The sequence below is a fragment of the Micromonospora sp. NPDC005707 genome (genome assembly GCF_040631005.1).
Taxonomy (GTDB): domain Bacteria; phylum Actinomycetota; class Actinomycetes; order Mycobacteriales; family Micromonosporaceae; genus Micromonospora.
Map to the genome: position 1 here is coordinate 443,859 of NZ_JBEXYR010000002.1, position 16,828 is coordinate 460,686.

General features: G+C 76.3%; 14 protein-coding genes. 6 read left to right on the forward strand and 8 right to left on the reverse strand.

Annotated features, from left to right (window positions below):
* Positions 1–37: 37 nt before the first annotated feature.
* On the reverse strand, positions 38–3,064 hold the full coding sequence (locus ABZ452_RS04665; protein ID WP_357938877.1) for a hypothetical protein: 3,027 nt from the start codon (positions 3,062–3,064) through the stop codon (positions 38–40).
* A gap of 149 nt (positions 3,065–3,213) precedes the next feature.
* Between ABZ452_RS04665 and ABZ452_RS04670 the strand changes: the two genes are divergently transcribed.
* Entirely contained in the window at positions 3,214–3,852 is a 639-nt protein-coding gene (locus ABZ452_RS04670; protein WP_262282994.1) for a TetR/AcrR family transcriptional regulator, read from the forward strand.
* 65 nt (positions 3,853–3,917) lie between these two features.
* A complete protein-coding gene (locus ABZ452_RS04675; RefSeq protein ID WP_091317774.1) occupies positions 3,918–4,145 on the forward strand; it encodes a DUF3107 domain-containing protein in 228 nt (75 codons plus the stop codon).
* A gap of 81 nt (positions 4,146–4,226) precedes the next feature.
* Here ABZ452_RS04675 and ABZ452_RS04680 read toward each other — a convergent pair whose 3' ends face one another.
* Positions 4,227–4,868, reverse strand: a complete 642-nt coding sequence (locus ABZ452_RS04680; protein ID WP_357938879.1) for a ferritin-like fold-containing protein — start codon at positions 4,866–4,868, stop codon at positions 4,227–4,229.
* A gap of 296 nt (positions 4,869–5,164) precedes the next feature.
* Between ABZ452_RS04680 and ABZ452_RS04685 the strand changes: the two genes are divergently transcribed.
* Both ABZ452_RS04685 and ABZ452_RS04690 read left to right on the forward strand, forming a co-directional pair.
* Positions 5,165–6,853, forward strand: coding sequence for a DEAD/DEAH box helicase (locus ABZ452_RS04685; RefSeq protein WP_357938881.1), 1,689 nt, complete (start codon positions 5,165–5,167; stop codon positions 6,851–6,853).
* Positions 6,854–6,954: 101 nt separating this feature from the next.
* Positions 6,955–8,109, forward strand: coding sequence for an SAM-dependent methyltransferase (locus ABZ452_RS04690; RefSeq protein ID WP_357938883.1), 1,155 nt, complete (start codon positions 6,955–6,957; stop codon positions 8,107–8,109).
* On the opposite strand, the gene ABZ452_RS04695 is transcribed toward ABZ452_RS04690, so the two are convergent.
* Complete coding sequence (locus ABZ452_RS04695) at positions 8,106–8,537, reverse strand: hypothetical protein (RefSeq protein WP_357938885.1); 432 nt, start codon at positions 8,535–8,537, stop codon at positions 8,106–8,108. The genes ABZ452_RS04690 and ABZ452_RS04695 overlap by 4 nt on opposite strands.
* Before the next feature lie 194 nt (positions 8,538–8,731).
* On the opposite strand from ABZ452_RS04695, the gene ABZ452_RS04700 reads away from it, so the two are divergent.
* Positions 8,732–9,151: a helix-turn-helix transcriptional regulator gene (locus ABZ452_RS04700; RefSeq protein WP_151465319.1), complete on the forward strand. Its 420-nt coding sequence runs from the start codon at positions 8,732–8,734 to the stop codon at positions 9,149–9,151.
* 8 nt (positions 9,152–9,159) lie between these two features.
* Here ABZ452_RS04700 and ABZ452_RS04705 read toward each other — a convergent pair whose 3' ends face one another.
* The 4 genes from ABZ452_RS04705 to ABZ452_RS04720 all read right to left on the reverse strand — a co-directional run bounded on the left by ABZ452_RS04705 (position 9,160) and on the right by ABZ452_RS04720 (position 14,922).
* Entirely contained in the window at positions 9,160–10,254 is a 1,095-nt protein-coding gene (locus tag ABZ452_RS04705) for a hypothetical protein (protein WP_357938887.1), read from the reverse strand.
* Between the two features lie 46 nt (positions 10,255–10,300).
* Positions 10,301–10,531 carry a heavy metal-associated domain-containing protein gene (locus ABZ452_RS04710; protein WP_357938889.1) on the reverse strand — a complete coding sequence of 77 codons (231 nt, stop codon included), beginning with the start codon at positions 10,529–10,531 and terminating at the stop codon, positions 10,301–10,303.
* A gap of 109 nt (positions 10,532–10,640) precedes the next feature.
* On the reverse strand, positions 10,641–12,761 hold the full coding sequence (locus ABZ452_RS04715; protein ID WP_357938891.1) for a RecQ family ATP-dependent DNA helicase: 2,121 nt from the start codon (positions 12,759–12,761) through the stop codon (positions 10,641–10,643).
* Between the two features lie 238 nt (positions 12,762–12,999).
* Positions 13,000–14,922, reverse strand: coding sequence for a BTAD domain-containing putative transcriptional regulator (locus ABZ452_RS04720; protein WP_357938893.1), 1,923 nt, complete (start codon positions 14,920–14,922; stop codon positions 13,000–13,002).
* Between the two features lie 142 nt (positions 14,923–15,064).
* Here ABZ452_RS04720 and ABZ452_RS04725 point away from each other — a divergent pair, with 142 nt between their 5' ends.
* A complete protein-coding gene (locus ABZ452_RS04725) occupies positions 15,065–15,886 on the forward strand; it encodes a hypothetical protein (RefSeq protein ID WP_357938895.1) in 822 nt (273 codons plus the stop codon).
* A gap of 132 nt (positions 15,887–16,018) precedes the next feature.
* Here the strand turns inward: ABZ452_RS04725 and ABZ452_RS04730 are convergent, their stop codons facing one another.
* A complete protein-coding gene (locus ABZ452_RS04730) occupies positions 16,019–16,768 on the reverse strand; it encodes an SDR family oxidoreductase (RefSeq protein WP_357938897.1) in 750 nt (249 codons plus the stop codon).
* Positions 16,769–16,828: the final 60 nt, after the last annotated feature.

Sequence of the window (16,828 nt, forward strand, 5' to 3'; positions counted from 1 at the left end):
CTCCAGTCTTCCCGGACCGGCGCGGCCCGACACCGGCTCAGGCGAGCAGCGCCTCCAGCCGGCGGTTCACCGCGGCCAGGGTGGCCCGGACCACGGCCTGCCGGGGATCCCCGGCGACCAGGGCGGAACCGGCGAGCTGCTCCACCCAGCCGTCGCAGACCAGCAGCACCACCACGGTCGCCACCTCGCAGTTGCCGAACGGGACCACGGCGGTGTGCTCGACGAAGCACCGCCCCCGGTCCCCGGGCGACGCGGCCTGGCCGAGCAGTTCGTCCACCGCGGCGGCCGCGGCGACCGCGCAGAGCCGCAGCACGTAGCCGTCGACGGCCGGCCCGGTGGAGTGCCCCTCCGCCGTGCGGTCCCTGGCGAGCAGGCGGACCTCCACGGTGGCGTCGAGGCCGAAGGTGCTGACCTGGACGTGGTCGATCACCACTCGGGGCCCCGGCAGCCCGCCGGTGTCCAGCGGTCGCGACGGCGCGGTCTCCGTCGTGCTCATCTGCCCGCCGGAGTACGACGTGCCGAGCGTGGCCGGGCTGCCGGTGGCCGTGCCGGCCGGGGCGGTGGCGAGCGAGGACTCCTCCACGGCGGCCCGGCCCCGGTGGCCGCCGGCCTGCCGGCGGCGGCGCGGCGGCTCGGCCCCCGGGTCGGCGCCCTCGGCCGGCGCCTCGGCGAGCCGGCCGGCGCGCGCCTCGGGCGCCGCGAACCGACCCTCGCCGGACCGGTTCTCGGCCGGCCGGTTCGGGCCGGACCTCGGACCGGCCGGGTCCCCGGCCGGTCGGGACCGCGGGCCGGTCAGGTCCTCCGCCGGGCCGGACCGCGCGCCGGTCACGTCCTGGGCCGGACGGGGCTCAAGGCCGGCCACGTCCTCCGCCGGACGGGACTGGCGGCCGGCCACGTCCTCCGCCGGACGGGACTGGGAGGCGGACCAGGCCGCGGCCGGCACCTCCTCGGCCGGGCGGGACTGCGGAGCCGACCAGGCCGAGCCCGGCACCTCCTCGGCCGGGCGGGACTGCGGGCCGGACCGGGCCGGGCCGGGCAGGTCCTCGGCCGGGCGGGGCTCGGCGGGACGGTCGGCGCGCGGCTGGGCCGACCGGCGGCGCACCGGGGGCGGCGGGGTCGCCGGGGCGCCGGGCAGGTTCTGCGGGGCGGCGGCCAGCCCCATGCGCTCCTGGAGCAGCCGGGCGACCACCCGGCTCACCTCGGCCGGGTCCGCACCGTCGGCGAGGTCCAGCCGGAGGCTGTGCGCCCCGGCCGGGGTGCGGCGCAGCGCCGCGTCCCGGACGCCGGCCACCTCGCGGACGGCGTCGAGGATCGCGTTGACGTCGAAGCCCTCCGGCCGCTCGCGCAGCGGCGCCGGTTCGTCGTCCCGGCGCAGGTGGGTGGCGATGCGGGCGAGTTCCGGGGTCTCGGCGGGTGGTTCCACGGCGGGTGGCTCCGGCACGACGGGCACATCCGGCTCGGCGGGGACGCGCTGCGGCAGCACCGGAGTGAGCTCGGCCGCCTCGGCGGCCGGCGGCGGCTCCGGGGCGGACCGGCGGGCCGCGTAGGGAGGTGCGCTCGTCGGGGCGGGCGCGGGCGCGCGGTCGACGGGGGCGGGCGGCGGGCCGGCCGGCAACCGCTCCGCGCCGCCCGGCAGCCGGTACGGCCTGGCCTCCCGCTCCTCGGCGGCGCGGACGGGCGGCGCGGGCGGGTAGCCGGTGGGTGGCGGGCCGGTGGGCGCCTCGTGGGGCACGGGCGGCGCGCTGGTCGGGGTGGTGTGCGGGGGTGCGCTGAACGGAGCCACGGGCACGGGCGGTCCGGCCCAGGTGGGCCGGTCGGGGATCTCCCGGGCGGCCGGCTCGTGCCCGGGGCGGGACTCGGGCACCTCGGACGGCCGGGACGGCTCGGAGCGCGGCGCCTCGTAGCCCGCGGGCGACTCGGCCCGGACCGGCTCGTAGGGGCGGACCGGCTCCGGTCGGGGCGGGTCGTAGCCGGCGGGCGGCTCGACCCGGGCCGGCTCGTAGGGCCGGACCGGCTCGGGCGCCCACTCCTCGCGGGCGGCCCGGCGGCCGACCGGCTCGTCCTCGCGGGCGGCGCGGCGGCCGGCGGGCTCCTCCTCGCCGGCCGGGCGGCCGGTCGACTCGTCCTCGCGCGCCCACGGCGGCGCCCAGCCCCCGCCCCAGCTCTGGCGGTTCCAGGCCGGGCCGGACCACGGCGGTTCCCCGGCCGGCCCGGCGCCCCGCTCGTCGGCCGCGGCGCGCGGCTGCTCGGCGGCGGGCCGTCGCTCCGGGGCACCGGCGTCCGGGCCGGCGGGCGGGGCCGAGGTCGGCCGGTCGGCCCAGCCACGGGAGAGCGACGGCGCCTCGGCCGGGGGCTGGTCCGCCGGGAAGTGGTCGGCCCGGCCGGCGGCCGGCGGCGCCTCAGCGGGAGGCTGCTCCGGCGGACGGCGGTCAGCCCAGCCACGGGAGAGCGACGGTGCGGATTCGGACCGTTCGGCGGTCGGCGCGTGGAAGCCGGGGGGCACCTCGAAGCCGGAGGCGGTGGCGCCGACCGGGGGCACCTGGAGGGCCGGCGGCCCGGAGGTCGGGCCGCTCTCCGCCCAGCGCGCGGCGCGCCCCGGCGACGGGTCGTCGGGGGCGTGCCGGGAGGCACCGGGATCCGCCTCGGCGGTCGGCTGCTCGACCGCGGGCGCGGGCCGCTGGGCCGGCACGATGAGCCGGTCGGCGCCGGTCTCCCGGCGCGGCTCGTCCGCGGGCGGGGCACTCACCGGCGCCTCGCGGGTCACGGGCGGCTCCTCCCCGGCGTGGTGCACGCCGTTGACGTGGCGGCCGTTGACCCGCCCGGGCGGCTCCTCGGCGGTCAGCCCGGGCAGTGGGGCCGGGAGGTCGCCGTGCCGGGGGGACGAGGCGCCCCAGCCGGTGGTGAGGTCGGCGCGGGGCCAGCTGCCGGGCGCCGGAGCGCCGCGGGCCCAGCCGGTCGCCGGGGGCGCCCACCCGCTGCCGGCGCGGGCCAGGTCGTCCTGCTGACCCGTGCCGTCGCCGTGCTCTCCCGGGGTGGCGGCTCCGGGTTGCCCTGATTCACTCACCGCGCGCTCCTTGGTCGCCCCCGCTGAGGCTACCGTGTGGTGACAGTGGCGATAAGTTACAGCGGCGGGCCAATTCCGCGACGGGTTCACCAACCCGGACCGGTTCGGGTGATAAGTGCCGGCTCGTACAGAGAAACTCGGAGGTTCCCATGACCGCTGTGGGGAACGGTGCGCAGACCGCCGGCCGGCCCACCCGCCTGCCCCGCTCGGCGCGGCGCAAGCAGCTGCTCGCCGCAGCTCAGCAGGTGTTCGTCGCGCAGGGCTACCACGCCGCCGCGATGGACGACATCGCCGAGCGGGCGGGTGTCTCCAAGCCCGTGCTCTACCAGCACTTCCCGGGGAAGATGGAGCTCTACCTGGCGCTGCTGGACACGCACTGTGACGCCATCGTGGCGAAGGTGCACGACGCGATGCGCGGCACCAACGACAACAAGGAACGGGTCGGCGCCTCGGTGCGCGCGTACTTCGACTTCGTCGACCACGAGAGCGAGGCGTTCCGGCTCGTCTTCGAGTCGGACCTGCGCAACGACCCGGCCGTGCGGCAGCGCGTGGAGCGGGTCGAGCAGGGCTGCATCGCGGCGATCACCGACACCATCATCTCGGACACCGGGGTGAGCCGGGCGCACGCCGAGCTGCTCGCCTCCGGCCTGGTCGGCGCCGCCGAGACCGCCGCCCAGTTCTGGCTGGCCGGCGGCCGTCAGGTGCCCAAGGCCGAGGCTGAGGCGCTGGTCGCGGCCCTGTCCTGGCGGGGCATCGCCAGCTTCCCGCTGCAAGGTGAGTCAGCCTGAACATCGGGCCGCCAGATCGGATAGCCTTCCCACGGTGGCTTTTTCGCCCCAGTTGAGGAGGCACAGTGGAGGTCAAGATCGGCGTGCAGTACGCGCCGCGGGAGCTGGTCCTGGAGAGCGCTCAGTCGCCGGCCGAGATCGAGCAGATCGTGACCGACGCCGTCGCCAAGGGTGAGGGCACCCTCTCCCTGACCGACGAGAAGGGCCGGCGGGTCATCGTGCCGGTCACGAAGGTCGCCTACGTCGAGATCGCGGAGGCCTCGCCCCGCGCGGTCGGGTTCACCGTCCGCTGATACCGGTCGGCCCGCCTCCGCGGGCCGCCATCCCCGGCCGGCCCGCCGTGGCGGGAAGCCCGTCACGGCGGCGCCCGGCGTTCAGTTGTTCAGCCCCGCGGCGGTCATCCGGGCGGTGTGCGCGTCGGTCAGCCGGCGGAAGAGCGCCGGCACGTCCACGCCCTCCCGGGAGATCAGCGCCGTGAGCGCGCCCCGGTCGGCGGCCGCGACCCGGCCCGCCTGGGAGAGCGCCTCGCCGACCAGCCGCCGGGCCCACATGGAGAGCCGGTTGGCCACCCGGGGTTCGGCCTCGATGGCGGCCCGGATCTCGGCGGCGGCGAACCCGGCGTACCGCGAGTCGTGCAGCACGTCGAGGATCAGGCGCTGGTCCGGCCCGTCGAGGCCGCCGGCGATCCCGCGCAGGAAGTCGTCGCTGATGGCGTCGCCCACGTACGCCTTGGTCACCGCCTCCAGCCAGTCCTTCGGCTCGGTCGAGTCGTGGTAGGCATGCAACGCCTCGACGTAGGGACCCATGGCCTCGTCGGGGGTCACGCCGAGCGCGGTGATCCGGTCGGCGATCCACCGGTAGTGCGCGATCTCGGCGGCGGCCATCTCGCTCAGCGCGGCCCGGCGGCGCAGGTCGGGGGCGAGGCGGGCGTCGGCGGCCAGCCGGTCGAAGGCGAGCAGTTCGCCGTAGGCGACGAGGCCGAGCAGGTCGACCAGGGCGGGGTCGGGGGCGGACACGAGCGCAGGCTACCGCCCGCACGCAAGGACGCCTTAAGGTGACCCAGGTCACACCGATCACCCCCGGGCGCGGTGCCGTCACCCGGAATCAGGACGGCTCCGAGGCAGTTCAGGTAGGATGAGACAGTTGCCGTGGGCACCGATTCGTTCAGCTCGGCTGATCAGCACCGGTCCCCGGCGCGCGTGCGGCCCGGTCCGGCTCGGCGAAACCGCCGCCGACCGTGTGGCCCGCGCCATACCGTTCGCGCCCTGAGGACATGACGGGGCGCACCACGAGAGGGCACCCCCAAATCCATATGAGCGAGCAGATCCAGGGCCACGAGCTGGCCCCCACCGCTCCGGTCCGTCCGGAGGCTCCCACCTTCGCCGAACTCGGCGCCCGCCAGGAGACCGTCGAGGCGCTGGCCGCCGCCGGGATCACCCGCGCCTTCGCCATCCAGGAGTACGCGCTGCCGATCGGGCTGCGCGGCGTCGACCTGATCGGTCAGGCGCCGACCGGCACCGGCAAGACCCTCGGCTTCGGCATCCCGCTGCTGGAGCGCGTCTTCGCGCCCTCCGAGGGCAGCGACGGCGTGCCGCAGGCGCTGGTCGTCGTCCCCACCCGCGAGCTGGGCCTCCAGGTCGCCAAGGACCTCGACGCCGCGGGCCGCACCCGGGGCGTCCGGGTGCTGCCGATCTACGGCGGCGTCGCGTACGAGCCGCAGATCGACGCGCTGCGCAAGGGCGTCGAGATCCTGGTCGGCACCCCCGGCCGCCTGCTGGACCTCGCCAAGCAGAAGCACCTCCGGCTCGACCGGGTGCACGCGCTGGTGCTCGACGAGGCCGACCGGATGCTCGACCTGGGCTTCCTCGACGACGTCGAGAAGATCCTGGCGATGCTGCCGGAGGACCGGCAGACCATGCTCTTCTCGGCCACCATGCCGGACCCGATCGTCGCGCTGTCCCGGCGCTTCCTGCGCCGGCCGGTGACGATCCACGCCGGGCACACCGCCGAAACCGGCCCGTCGCCGCAGACCCAGCAGCTGGTCTACCGCACCCACTCGATGAACAAGGTCGAGATCGTGGCGCGCATCCTCCAGGCGGAGGGTCGCGGGCTGACCATGATCTTCACCCGCACGAAGCGGGCCGCCGACCGGGTGGCCGAGGACCTCGACTTCCGCGGTTTCGCGGTCGCCGCCGTCCACGGCGACCTGGGTCAGGGCGCGCGGGAGCGGGCGCTGCGGGCGTTCCGGGCTGGCAAGATCGACATCCTGGTCGCCACCGACGTGGCGGCCCGCGGGCTCGACGTCACCGGCGTCACCCACGTCATCAACTACGACTGCCCCGAGGACCAGGACACCTACACCCACCGGATCGGCCGCACCGGCCGCGCCGGGGCGTCCGGTGTCGCGGTGACCTTCGTCGACTGGGACGACATGCCCCGCTGGCGGATCATCGACAAGACCCTCGGGCTCGACATGCCCGAGCCGCCGGAGACCTACCACACCTCCGCGCACCTCTACACCGACCTGGACATCTCCCGGGACGTCAGCGGCACGCTGCCGACCGCCGACCGCACCCGCGCCGGCCTGTCGGCCGAGGTCGAGGAGGACCTGGGCGGTGGCCGGTCGCGGCGCGGCGAGCGCGGCGAGCGCGGCTCGCGGCGCGGCGACGGCCGGGGCGAGGGCCGGGGCGACGGCCGGGGCCGGGAGCGCCGCCGGGGTCGCGGCGGCGACAGCGACACCCCCGCCGAGGGCGCGCCCACCGAGGCGTCCGCCGAGGCCTCCGCCGAGGAGGGCACCCGCAGCCCGCGTCGCCGCCGGCGCCGCCGGGCCGGCGAGTCGGTCGCCGGCGAGCCCACCGCGGTGATCTCCACCGAGGGTGGCGCCGAGCCGGTCGCCGCGGCCGCCGAGGGCGAGTCGGCCGGCAAGCCGCGCCGCCGCCGGCGCCGCCGTGGTGGCGGTGGCGGGGGCACCGGTACGCCGGCCGAGGCGACCGCCGACTGACCCGCGAGACATCCGACGTCCCCCGTACCGGTCATCCGGTGCGGGGGACGTCCCCGTTCCACCACGGCCGCTGGGCCGAGCCCGTCGAGGAAGAGGAAGCCATGCCGGAACCGCTGGACGCCGCGCTGAGCGAGGTGCGGGCCCTGCTGCTCGACCCCGCCCTGACCCGGGCGGTCGCCGCGGGACGCCGCCGCGGCCAGCGCCCCTCCGTGGTCCGCGCCGAGCTGCGCCCGGTCACCCTCAAGGGCGGCCCGCGGCTCCAGATCTCGACCTCCGACGGCGCGCGGCCGTACACCCGGAACGTGGCACCGGGCACGGAGGCCGACGTGGCGGTCGACGCGCTGCTGGCCGAGCCCTTCGGCAACTGGCACGTGGAGACCGCCGGCAGCACGCTCCAGCTCCGGGTGACCAAGTCGGGCGAGGCGCAGGTGCACCGGGCGGCGGCCAGCCGGCCGGCCCCGGAGCCGGGCGGCCACGACCGGGCCAAGGACTGGCTGCTCGACCCGGGCGACCCGATCTTCGCCGAGATCGGCGGCTCGGCGGCCAAGCGCCGCCAGGTCGACGCGTTCCTCCGGGCGCTGGCGGCCACCCTGCCGGACGACCTCACCGGGCCGCTGCGCGTGGTCGACCTGGGGTGCGGCAACGCCTACCTGACCTTCGCGGCGCACCGCTACCTGACACAGCGGGGGCTGGACGTGACGCTGGTCGGGGTGGACGTCCGCGAGGACCAGCGCCAGCGGAACACCGAGCTGGCCGAGCGGCTGGGCTGGGCCGACCGGGTGAGCTTCGTGGCCGGCACCATCGCCGACGCTCAGGTCGAGCCGGCCCCGGATCTGGTGCTGGCGCTGCACGCCTGCGACACGGCGACCGACGAGGCACTGGCCCGCGCGCTGCGCTGGGACGCCCGCTGGGTGCTCGCCGCGCCGTGCTGCCACCACGACGTGGCCGCCCAGCTCCGGGCCCGACCCGCGCCGGCGCCGGCGCCGTACGAGCTGCTCACCCGGCAGGGCATCCTGCGCGAGCGGTTCGCCGACGTGCTCACCGACGCGCTGCGCGCCGGCCTGCTCCGGCTGCACGGCTACCGCGCCGAGGTGGTGGAGTTCGTCGACTCCCGGCACACCCCGCGCAACCTGCTGATCCGGGCCCGGCGCACCGGGAGCGCGCCGACCGGCGACCAGCGCGCCGAATACCGTCAGCTCGTCGACCAGTGGGGCGTCACGCCCCGGCTGGAGACGCTGCTCGCCGGCCGCTCCTAGCGGCGGCGGTCGCCCCGGTTGCGCTCCCCCCGCTCGACCGCGGGCACCCGGTCGCCGGGCCCCCGGTTGGTGGACCGGTCGCCCTCCGGCGACGGGGTCGGGAACGGCACCACCTTCCCCGACTCGTCGGCGTTGCCGGCGGCGGCGAACGCGTTCCACGAGATGTCGACAAGCAGCCGCTTCAGCTCGGCGTGCCGGTCGGCGGCGTCGCGCTGGAGCGCCATCCGGGCGCCCAGCACCACGCCGACCAACGTCGTGGTGGCCGCCCCGGTCGCGGCGATGAGGTGCACGCCGGTCGCCGGGCCGCCGAGCACCGCCAGCACCAGCAGCCAGATCCAGAAGCCGAGGGCGAAGACGCCGGCCTTGGCCACGAAGAAGAGGCTGATCGCGCCCGGGCGGTGGGGCACGGGACGGTCCGGCTCGGCCATGCTGCTCCTCGTCGTCGACTATGCACTGCTCAGCGGGTCCGTCGAGTTTAATTGACAGCTCACAACTGTCGATGCCCCGTGGCGGTCCCGCCCATGGGACCTTCCGACCGATCAGTCAGTTACTTATGCGTGCGGCCGTACTAGGCTCGGTGCCCAGAGTCGGGTGCTCCGGCGGAAAGGGACAGACCCCGGGGATGGGCTCCGCAGAGGTATCGCCGCAGATGGCCTTCGCGCGCTTCGTGCGACGTGCCATCGATGACGCCCGCGAGGAGCGCGGCTGGACGGTGACCGATCTCGCCACGCACACCGGGGTCGGGCGGTCGACCGTGTTCCGCTGGCTGGCCGGTGACTGGCAGGACTATCCCGAGCTGGCCAAGGTGCGCGGCTTCTGTGCCGCCCTCGACCTGCCGGTGGCGGCCGCGTTCCGCGCGCTGGGCCTGCCCGACGCCGGCGCCGTGCCCCGCCGCCGCGGTGCCGAGGACGGCCCGGTGGAGGCCGACGTGCGGGTGATCCTGGAACGCCTGGCCGACCCGAACGTCCCCGCCGAGGAGAAGCACCACATCCGCGACCTGCTCCGCTACCTGGCCCGCCGGCCGGTCCGCCGGGCGGGTTGATCGGCCGCTCAGGCCACCGTCACGCTGAACGCGGCCGTGCGCACCACGCCGCCGACCTGGAAGTCCAGGAACATCCGGTAGCGGCCCGGCCCGGGCGCGGTCAGCCAGAAGGTCACGGCGTCCCCGTCCCGCACCGGCTCGGGGTGCACGTGCAGGTAGCCGAGGTCGCCCTCGCGGAGCGCGACCAGGTGGCCGTACGCGCCGAGGTAGGGCTCCAGCGGCGCGGCCGCGCCGTCGGACCCGGTGACCCGGAACCGCAGCGGCACCGACTGGCCCACCGCCGGGGTGCCCGTGTAGCCGACGGTGAACCCGCCGACCGTGGTCGAGGTGGCCGGCGCGGGCAGCGGCCGGGGCGCGTACCCGCCGGGCGCGACCAGGTCGGCGCCGAGGATCACGGCGGTCTGCCGGCCGTCGTCGGCGACAGCGGTGAAGTCCGCGTACGCCCGCCAGGCGCCCGGCTCGGCCAGGGTCAGCGGCACCGACCAGGTGCCGTCGGCGGCCATGGTCGGGTGCAGGTGCTGGAATCCGGTGAGGTCGCGGCGCACCACGACGAGGTGCATCGGCTTGTCGTGCACGACGGCGAACCGGGTGACCGCCCGCCGCCGCTCGTCCCTGATCTGGAACCGCAGCTCACCGGCCTTGCCGGGGGTGAACTCCACGGTCGACGGGGCGAGCGTGTAGCCGGCCGAGGTGATCGACAGCCCGGCCGCGTCGGCGTCGCCGCCCTGGGTGACGGTGGCCCCGCCGTGCGAGTGCGCCCCGGTGCCGGGTGCGTGGGTGTGCTCCCCGGCCACCGCCGCGGCCCCGGTGCGGGCCGGAACCGGCGGCGGGTTCAGCCGGCCGAGACCGAAGCCGAGCAGCACGGCGAGCACCAGCCCGCCCACCACCAGGGCGAGCCGCAGCGTCGCCCGGTCCACCTCGACGGGCCCGGCCGGGGCGGGCGCGCCGGCAGGGGCCGTGGACCCGGCCAGGTCGGTCCCGGGCGACGACCCGCCGGGCCCGGAGCCCGCGACGTCAGGCCCGGCTGGCAGGTCGGTCCCGGGCGGCAGGTCGGACCCGGCCACCATGTCGGACCCGGCCGCCATGTCGGACCCGGCCGCCATGTCGGTCCCAGGCGGGGGCGCTTCGGGGCCGGCGAGGGGCGGCGACTCAGGCAACGCCGGAAGCCAGCTCGTAACCCGCCTCGTCGACGGCGGCGCGGACGGATTCGACGGGCAGCGCGGCGGCACTGGTGACCGTGGCCGTGCCGGCGGCGAGGTCGATCCGCACCTCCTCGACGCCCGGCAGGGCGGACAGTTCCTCGGTGACCGCCCGGACGCAGTGTTCGCAGGTCATCCCGGTGACGGCGTACGTCTGGACGACGGGTCGCTGCTCGGTCATGCGCCCACGGTACCGCCGTCGGGCGCCCGGCCCGCCGACGGTCCGCGGACGGTGGCGACGCTCGCATTCCCCAGCGGTCGGGAACTTTCCGTCCCCGGGGAGCGACGGTTCAACCGGCCACCGCGAGGGCCAGCGGCAGCACGTCGGGCGCGCCGGCCCGGCGCAGCAGGCGGGCCACCATGCTCATGGTCCAGCCCGAGTCGACCAGGTCGTCGACGAGCAGCACCGGCCCGTCCAGCCCGGGAAGCGCGTCGGCCAGGTCGGCGGTCACCGCGAAGGCGTCGTGCAGCGCGCGTACCCGCTGGGCGCTGTTGCCGCGCGGTCCGCCGGCCCCGGACGGGCCGGTGGGGTCGACCCGGCCGAGCAGCGGCAGCCGGCCCACCGCCGCGATCCGCTCGGCGAGCGAGCCGACCAGCAGCGGCCGGGTGCGGGAGCCGACCGCGACCACCCCGGCGGGGCGGCGCGGCCACGGGTCGTCGCCGTGCGCCCACGCCTTCAGCACCTCGACCACCGCCGCCGCCACGTCGTCGGGGACCGGGCCGTCCGCCGCGTCCGGCCCGACCAGGCCGCGCAGCCGCCCACCCCAGCCCAGGTCGGAGAGGCGTCCCACGGCCCGGCCGGGCAGCGCCTGCTCCGTCGGGAGGATCCGCCCCTTCAGGGGTACGCCGACCGCCTCCAACCCGGTCGGCCAGAGCTTCTTGGGCGCGATCTCCACCCCGGGGCGGCCCAGGAAGGTCTGCGCGGCGGTGAGCGCCGCGTCGGAGACCTCCGCCCCGAACAGCGGGGCCGCGCAGGTGTCGCACCGGCCGCAGTCCCCCGCCCCGGCGTCGTCGAGGCACTCCCGCAGGTAGCGCATCCGGCAGCCGGTCGTGGCCGCGTACTCCCGCATGGCCTGCTGCTCGGCGGTGCGCGCCTGGGCGACGCGGCGCAACCGGGCCTCGTCGTAGACCCAGGGCTCGCCGGTGGCGAGCCAGCCGCCGCGCACCCGGCGGACCGCGCCGTCCACGTCGAGCACCTTGAGCATCAGCTCCAGCCGGGCCCGGCGCAGGTCGACCACCGGTTCGAGGGCCTGGGTGGAGATCGGCCGTTCCGTGGAAAGGGCGGCGAGCACGGCCCGGACCTGCTCCTCGGGCGGGAAGGCGAGCGAGGCGAAGTACCGCCAGATGGCCGCGTCCTCGACGCCGGGGAGCAGCAGCACCTCGGCGTGCTCGACGGCCCGGCCGGCCCGGCCGACCTGCTGGTAGTAGGCGATCGGCGACGGCGGCGCGCCCAGGTGCACCACGAAGCCGAGGTCGGGCTTGTCGAAGCCCATGCCGAGCGCGCTGGTCGCCACCAGCGCCTTGATCTTGTTGTCGAGCAGGTCCTGCTCGGCGGCCCGCCGGTCGGCGTCCTCGGCCTGGCCCGTGTAGGCGGCCACCGACCAGCCGCGGGCGCGCAGGAACTCGGCCGTCTCGCCGGCCGCCGCCACGGTCAGCGTGTAGATGATCCCCGAGCCGGGGAGGCGGTCCAGGTGGTCGGCGAGCCACGCCAGCCGGTGCGCCGGGCTCGGCAGATCCAGTACGCCGAGCCGCAGCGACTCCCGGTCGAGGGTGCCGCGCAGCACCAGGGCGTCGCCGAGTTGCTCCGCGACATCCTGGGTGACCCGGGCGTTGGCGGTGGCCGTGGTGGCGAGCACCGGGGTCCGCTCGGGCAGGTTGGCGAGGAAGGTACGCAGGCGGCGGTAGTCGGGACGGAAGTCGTGCCCCCAGTCGGAGACGCAGTGCGCCTCGTCCACCACGAGCAGCCCGGTTGTCGCCGCGAGCTTCGGCAGCACGCCGTCCCGGAAGTCGGGGTTGTTGAGGCGTTCCGGGCTGATGAGCAGCACGTCCACCGCCCCGGCGTGGATCTCGGCGGTGATCTCGTCCCACTCGTCGAGGTTGGCCGAGTTGATGGTGCGGGCCCGGATGCCGGCCCGCGCGGCCGACTCGACCTGGTTACGCATGAGCGCCAGCAGCGGCGAGACGATCACCGTGGGGCCGTGCTCGCCGCCCTCACGCAGCAGCGCGGTGGCCACGAAGTAGACGGCCGACTTGCCCCAGCCGGTGCGCTGCACGCAGAGCACCCGCCGCCGGTCGACCACCAGCGCCTCGATGGCCCGCCACTGGTCCTCGCGGAGCCGGGCGTGCTCACCCGCCAGCCGCCGCAGCACCGCCTCGGCCCGTTCCCGGACGGCCATCCGATCCTGACCCATCCGGCATTTCTACCAGGCGACCGCCGTGAGACCCGAGTCACGAGGGCCGGCGGTCCGAATCACGACGGCCGGCGGCGGGCGGCTCGGGCCGCGTCACGAGGGCCGGCGGTCCGAGTCACGACGGCCGGCGGTCGGCGGCTCGGGCCGCGTCACGAGGGCCGGCGGTCCGAATCACGACGGCCGGCGGCCGGCGGCTCGGCCGAGTCACGAGGGTCGGCGGTCCGCGGTTCGGGCCGAGTTACGACGGCCGGGCGGCCGGCGGTTCGGGCGGCAGGAAGAGCAGGACGTCGCGGAGGGGTTCGGCGGCCGCGAGCGGCAGCGCGCACCGCGCGGCCAACTCCTCGATCGACCCGTACGGGCCACGCAGCCAGCGGTCGACCGCGATCTGGCGGCGCTGGTCGGCGGTCAGCCCGGGCAGCGACGCCAACACCGGATCGGGCACCGCGTTGACGTCCACCAGGCCGCCGTCGTCGTAGCTGCGGAGCAGGTCCGGGCGGCCGATGCGCAACTCCGCCCGGGCGGCCGGATAGTGGTGCAGCAGGTAGCGGGCCTGCTCCCGGCGCAGCCGCCGCTGCTCGGCGGTGCGCTGCCGGCCACTCCAGAACAGCCCGCCGACGGCCGCCCAGACCGTGGGGTTGAGCAGCAGCACGTGGACCGCGCCGAGCAGCCAGCAGATGCCCAGCACGACGACGAAGTACAACGTCTCCCCGTCGGTCGGCTCCTCGCTCTCCGGAGCGCTGACCGCGAGGACGAACACGCTGAGGACGAGCAGGAAGTAGCCGAGGCCGGCCACGGCCAGCCGCCAGCTCCGCCGCCACAGCGCGTACCCGAGGATCACCGCCCAGGTGAGCGACCCGAACGACAGCAGCGCGGTGGCCGTGCCGACGAGGGTCGCGGTGATCCGGACCCACCCGGGCGAACGGCGGGCCGCCGCAGCCTCGGGCGGCGCGCTCATGGCGACCAGGAGGGCGTGCGGGATCGCCGACCCGTCCCAGGGTGGTGCGGCCGGCGGGATCGAGGCGGGAGCGGGGGCCGGTCCGGTGGCGGCGAGCGCCGGGCGGGCGCCGGCCCCCTCCGGTTCAGCGGCCGTCGGCGCGTGCGGCAGGCCCGTCCCGCCGACGCCGCCGACACGGGGAGCCGGCACAGCGTCCGGCGCGGACGGCACAGCGTCCGGCGCGGACGGCACAGCGTCCGGCGCGGACGGCACAGCGTCCGGCGCGGACGGCACAGCGGCCGGTGTTGCAGTGGGCGAGGTGGGCTCGGTGGGCAGAGCATCCGGCTGGACAGGTGTCGGAGCGGCGGGCGCGGCGGGCGGCGCGGAGACGGTGGAGGGCGCGTAGGCGGCGGCGGGCGCGGGCGAGGGCGCGGCGGGCGCGGGTGGGGACGGTGGGAGGAGCGCCGGGTCGGCGCGGAGGATGCGCCGGTGCAGGTTCTGGAGTGCCTCGCCCGGCTCGATGCCGTACTCCTCGCGGAGCAGGTCGGCGAAGTCGCGGTAGGCGGCCAGCGCCTCGGCCTGCCGGCCGCTGCGGTGCAGCGCCAGCATGAGCTGGTGGCGCAGCCGCTCCCGGACCGGGAACTCGGCCACCTGCTCGACCAGCCGGCCGACCAGTTCGCCGTGGCGGCCGCCGGCCAGCTCCAGCTCGGTGCGCGTCTCCAGGGCCACGGCCCGCAGCTCCACCAGCCGGTGCCGGGCCGCGTCGAAGTACGGGCCGCCGAACCCGGTGAACGGCTCCCCCTGCCACCGCTCCAGGGCGGCGGTCACCTCGGCCAGGGCGTCCTCGATACGCCCGGCCGCGTGCCACTGCCGGGCCCGCTGCACGCCGCGCTCGAAGCGGACCGCGTCCACCGCGTCGGGTGGGATCCGCAGCAGGTACCCCGCGTCGGTGAGGGCGAGCACCTGCGCCGGCGTACGCGGCGACCGGTCGGGTTCGAGCACCCGCCGCAGCCCCGCCACGTATTTCTGCACGACGTTCGGGCCGTTCGCCGGGGGCTCCTCGGGCCAGACCGCGTCGACGATCTGCCCGGTCGGGACGGGGCGGCCCGCGGCGAGCAGCAGCACGGCCAGCACGGCCCGCTGCTTGCCGGGGCCGAGGTCGAGCGGGCGGTCCGCGTACCAGGCCCGTTGCGGGCCGAGGATCTCGAAGCGCAACGCCTCTGACATGCGAGTTTCCGCTCCTGTACCCCCTGGCCGCCCACCGCGGCGCCCCATGGCAGTCGGACGGCAGCATAACGGCAGCGGAACGGCTGTGGCGGTCTGCGAATATCTCGCTGCAACAGTCACCTGGGAAAGTGAGTCAAACGAGATGACGCAGCGTACCGGCACCGCCGCGACGTTCCGGCGGGTCGCGGCCCTCGCGACCGCCGTGCTGGCCGCCACCGCCCTGTCCGCGGGATGCGGCACCGGTGGGAGCACCGGATCCGATCCCACCGCAGCCCCGTCGGCCGACCCGAAGGCTGCGCTGCTGGCCGCCGTGCCGGACGAGAAGGACCCGGCCTTCCGGTTCTCCACCCTCGACGGCACCGACAGGTTCGTCGGCGTGGTGGACCCGGCCGCGCAGGCCATGGAGCTGGGGATGACCGAGAAGAACGACGACCCCGAGTTCACCATGGACATGACGTTCCGCGTGATCGACAAGGACCTGTGGATGCGGGTCAAGCTGACCGGCATCCCCGGCCTGCACGACATGCTGAAGCTGCCGAAGCGCTGGATGGCGCTGGACCGGACCAAGCTCGACGACGAGACGGAGGCGCCGGTCTACCAGAACGCCGACCCGGCGAACACCGCCGCGATCATCCGGACCGCGGACACGGTGGCGGACAAGGGCAACGGGACGTACACCGGCGTCGCCGACCTGACCGCCAACGCCGACGTGCAGAGTGCCTTCGACGGGGTGGACGTGGCGGCGCTGGGCGAGGCGGCGAAGAAGGTGCCGTTCACCGCGGTGGTCGGGCCGGACGGCAACCTCGCCTCGCTGACGCTGGACGTCCCCGCCGGCGGCAAGCAGAAGGCCATGAAGCTGGTCACCCGGTACTACGACTTCGGCAAGGCGCCGAAGCTCACCGCGCCCACCGGGAACCAGGTGCAGAAGGCGCCCGCGTCGGCGTACGAGGTGCTGAACGGCTGATCCAACGATGCGAGAAGGGGCGGCGGCCACACGGGGGGCCGCCGCCCCTTCTCGCGTCTCCGCGTTGTCCGCGTCTCCGCGTTGTCCGCGTCTCCGCGTCTCCGCGTCTCCGCGGCTCAGCGGCTCAGCGGCTCAGCGGCCGAGGACCGAGCCGCCGTTGACGCCGAGCACCTGCCCGGTGACGTAGCCGGCGGACGGGCCGACCAGGTAGCGGACCGCCGCCGCGATGTCGTCCGGCACGCCGGCCCGGCCGACCAGGGTGGCGGCCACCCGCTTGGCGTGCCCCTCCGGGGTCATCCGGTCGCCGAAGAACTCGGTCTCGGCCACGTACCCGGGGCTGACCACGTTGACCGTGATCTGATCCGGACCGAGCTGGCCGGCCAGGTCGTACGCCCAGCCGTGCAGCGCGGCCTTCGCCGCCGAGTAGGGCCCGGCCCCGCCCCGCTGGGCGGCGATCGAACTGAGCAGCACCACCCGGCCGCCGGGGCGGCGCAGGGCGGGCAGCAGCGCCTCGGTGAGCAGGACCGCGGTGAGCACGTTGGCGTCCAGGTTGGCCCGCCACCAGCCCGCCACGTCGGCGAGGGTGGCGGTCGGCCCGCCGAGGTAGCCCCCGGCGTTGTTGACCACCGCGTCGACGGTCCGCTCCCCGACGGCCGAGACGACCCCGGCGAGCTGCGCCGGGTCGGTCAGGTCGGCGGTCACGGCGCTGACCGCCGACGGAAGTCCACACTCCGCCGAGATCCGCGACGCGGTGTCCAGCAGCACGTCCGCCCGCCGCCCCACGATCAGTACCTCGAACCCGTCGAGCACGAGCCCCCGGGCGACGGCGGCCCCGATGCCGGTCCCGCCCCCACTGACAACGGCAAACCTGCTCTCCCCCATGCCCGCTCCCCCCTGCGCTCAGACCCCGTCGATCATGAACTTATCGCCATCGAGCACGGC